The organism is Bacteroides sp. 43_46 (assembly GCF_001915455.1).
GTDB lineage: Bacteria > Bacteroidota > Bacteroidia > Bacteroidales > Bacteroidaceae > Bacteroides > Bacteroides caccae.
Map to the genome: position 1 here is coordinate 1 of NZ_MNQN01000086.1, position 3,468 is coordinate 3,468.

5 protein-coding genes are annotated in these 3,468 nt (G+C 42.8%); 3 read left to right on the top strand and 2 right to left on the bottom strand.

The annotated features are described in order from the left end of the window. Window positions 1-8: 8 nt before the first annotated feature. Together BHV72_RS06995 and BHV72_RS07000 are read right to left on the bottom strand one after the other, a co-directional pair. The gene (locus tag BHV72_RS06995) at window positions 9-173 is read right to left on the bottom strand and encodes a hypothetical protein (RefSeq protein ID WP_286855459.1); all 165 of its coding nucleotides are present in this window, start codon (window positions 171-173) and stop codon (window positions 9-11) included. Between the two features lie 26 nt (window positions 174-199). Further along, the gene (locus tag BHV72_RS07000) at window positions 200-709 is read right to left on the bottom strand and encodes a hypothetical protein (protein WP_098031853.1); all 510 of its coding nucleotides are present in this window, start codon (window positions 707-709) and stop codon (window positions 200-202) included. Window positions 710-1,228: 519 nt separating this feature from the next. Between BHV72_RS07000 and argR the strand changes: the two genes are divergently transcribed. The 3 genes from argR to BHV72_RS07015 form a co-directional block, all read left to right on the top strand. Next, the gene (gene argR / locus BHV72_RS07005; protein ID WP_005825113.1) at window positions 1,229-1,702 is read left to right on the top strand and encodes an arginine repressor; all 474 of its coding nucleotides are present in this window, start codon (window positions 1,229-1,231) and stop codon (window positions 1,700-1,702) included. A 35-nt stretch (window positions 1,703-1,737) separates the two neighbouring features. Then, entirely contained in the window at window positions 1,738-2,295 is a 558-nt protein-coding gene (locus tag BHV72_RS07010) for a GNAT family N-acetyltransferase (protein WP_005825115.1), read from the top strand. Between the two features lie 13 nt (window positions 2,296-2,308). After that, window positions 2,309-3,468: argininosuccinate synthase (locus BHV72_RS07015; protein WP_286855471.1), on the top strand; the 1,160-nt coding region annotated here is incomplete at its 3' end.

Below are 3,468 nucleotides of genomic sequence, written 5' to 3' on the forward strand. Positions count from 1 at the left end.
GTAGCGCACTACGTTCGGGACGTAGGGGTCGGGCGTTCGAGTCGCCTCATTCCGACAGAAGGCGACAAACGAGCAAAATCGGTTGTCGCTTTTTCTTTTTCACCTTCACAAACCGCTGTAAATCTGCGGAAAATCTTAAAAACTTCATTCTCGTTTTCTGTTCGATAATCCATTATATAAACCTATAACAAAACAGTTGTCAAAAACAAAACTTTCCCGCTTTAAAAGTAAAAGAAGGTATTTCCATAGGTTTTATCTTTATAGCATGATACCCCTCATACTTTTGAAATATAAAATATGTATAAGTAGTGATTGGAAAATATAACACCACTTTGTTTATAAATGATTGCTGAATTGTATCATACCCTTGATAACAAAAAAAACTATTATTATTAAGCATTAAAGAAAATCTCATTCTCACCAAACCCTGATAATTAATGATATGTGGTAAACACTTACTTTGAAATAATACTCCCAAAGGAAAATGATACCCATTACTGTTAGAACCTTGGAAATACAAAATCTGAGATTGTGTATCATATAGGAATTCAAGTTCTTTCCCCGTATGTGTAAAACAATAAAACCCTGTATGAATAACCTCTATACCTTCAGATAGATTACATTTCGAATGGATAGCTGTATTTACTACTCTTAGCACTTCATGTCTATTTTGCGAATACAGTCCTACTATTGTAGTATATAAATCCATAATGATTACTTTTTTACCGTAAAAATAGCTTTTTATTTTAAAACAACTAAAATAAAATCTATTATTTTCTCAAAATCCACTATAAACTTGTTCGATAATTCGATAGTGCAGCCGACAGAAAAGGCTTAGCTTTTAGAAGTTAAGCCTTTTTTATTTCATCCCTCCTCTCCTCCGGTTTCCCGACCATAAGAGAGGGGGGGGGCAACGTAACAATCTGGGACCAACATAAAAACCTGAGGGATTTTATTTCTATGCATATAATTTTTGTACAGTTTTTGATTGAAAGGGTGTCAGATTTGACAATTGCATATCTATTCTATATTATATCAACATTTACCAAAGACATACGGAAACAATCTCCAATAACGTAAAAGAACAAACAAGACTCCAACAAAGAGAACAAAAACAACATATACAGTACACCCGATGTATAAAAAGAATAAAAAAGCTCTCCTTTTTGCATATTCTTTCCGAAATAATCCCTAATTTTGCACTACTCTTAGAATAATTATACAGAAAATGAAGAAAAAAGCCAATCGGTTAGACGCCATCAAGATGATTATCTCAAGCAAAGACGTCAGTTCTCAGGAAGAACTGTTGCAAGCTTTGAGCAAGGAAGGCTTTGAACTGACACAAGCCACCTTGTCACGCGACTTGAAACAGCTGAAAGTAGCGAAAGCAGCGAACATGAACGGTAAATACGTATATGTGCTGCCCAACAACATCATGTATAAACGTTCGAACGACCAGAGTGCAAGTGAAATGCTGATGACAAGCGGATTCGTTTCACTTCAATTTTCGGGCAATATTGCCGTCATCCGTACCCGGCCCGGATATGCCAGCAGCATGGCCTACGACATCGACAACCGAGAGTGTCCCGCCATTCTGGGTACCATTGCCGGAGATGACACCATCATGCTGGTGGTGCACGAAGCAGCGTCACATGACGAGGTACGCAGCTTCCTATCGCAAATCATCCCGAACATTAAATGATAGATAACAACAAAAAACAAGAAATTAAATAAGAAATGGATTCGAAACAAATTGATGTGATGGTGGCTGACGCCTCACATGAAGTTTACGTAGACAAGATTTTGGATACCATCCGGGAAGCTGCCAAGGTACGCGGAACGGGCATCGCAGAACGCACACACGAATACGTAGCTACTAAAATGAAAGAAGGAAAGGCCATCATAGCCTTGTGTGGAGATGATTTTGCCGGTTTTACCTACATAGAGAGCTGGGGTAACAAGCAATATGTAGCAACCTCCGGTTTGATAGTACACCCCAAATATCGGGGACTGGGGCTGGCAAAACGTATCAAGACCGCTTCTTTCCGCCTGGCACGCCTACGCTGGCCTAATGCTAAAGTTTTCAGTCTCACCAGCGGAGCTGCCGTCATGAAAATGAATACCGAGCTGGGATATGTGCCCGTCACCTTCAACGAACTGACCGATGACGAATCGTTCTGGAAAGGTTGCGAAGGCTGTATAAACCATGATATATTGGTAGCTAAGAACCGTAAATTCTGCATTTGCACAGCAATGCTTTACGACCCGAAGCTGCACGAAGAGGATAAAATATAAAAATACTAAGGATATGGAAAAGAAGAAGAAAGTAGTAGTCGCATTCAGCGGAGGTTTGGATACCTCGTTTACGGTGATGTATCTTACCAAAGAAAAAGGGTACGAAGTATATGCAGCTTGTGCCAATACGGGCGGTTTCAGTGCTGAACAGTTGAAGACAAACGAAGAAAATGCCTACAAGCTGGGCGCCAAAGAATACGTCACCCTCGACGTGACGCAGGAATACTATGAGAAAAGCTTGAAATACATGGTATTCGGCAATGTTTTGCGTAACGGCACCTATCCTATCTCTGTAAGTTCCGAACGTATCTTCCAAGCATTGGCCATTGCACGCTATGCCAACGAAATCGGCGCGGATGCCATCGCCCACGGTTCTACAGGTGCGGGTAACGACCAGATTCGTTTCGACATGACTTTCCTCGTCATGGCTCCGGGCGTGGAAATCATCACGCTGACACGCGACATGGCACTGAGCCGTCAGGAAGAGATTGATTATCTGAACAAACACGGCTTTGCCGCCGACTTCACCAAACTAAAATATTCCTATAACGTAGGTTTGTGGGGCACTTCCATTTGTGGTGGCGAGATTCTGGATTCCGCGCAAGGGTTGCCCGAAAGCGCCTATCTGAAACACTGCACCAAAGAGGGCAGCGAGCAGTTGCGCCTCACTTTTGAAAAAGGTGAGCTGAAAGCCGTGAACGACGAGACATTCGACGACCCCATCAAAGCCATCCAGAAGGTAGAAGAGATTGGTGCGGCATACGGTATCGGACGCGACATGCACGTAGGCGACACGATTATCGGTATCAAAGGCCGCGTAGGTTTCGAAGCTGCCGCACCTATGCTGATTATCGGAGCACACAAGTTCCTCGAGAAGTACACTTTGAGCAAATGGCAGCAATACTGGAAGGACCAGGTAGCCAACTGGTATGGCATGTTCCTGCACGAAAGCCAATATCTGGAACCAGTAATGCGCGACATCGAAGCCATGCTGGAATCCTCGCAACGCAACGTAAACGGTACGGCTATCCTCGAACTTCACCCGCTCTGCTTTTCTACCGTAGGTGTAGAAAGCAAAGATGACCTTGTGAAAAACAAGTTTGGCGAATACGGTGAGATGCAGAAAGGATGGACGGCAGAAGATGCCAAGGGCTTCATCAAAGTAACCTCCAC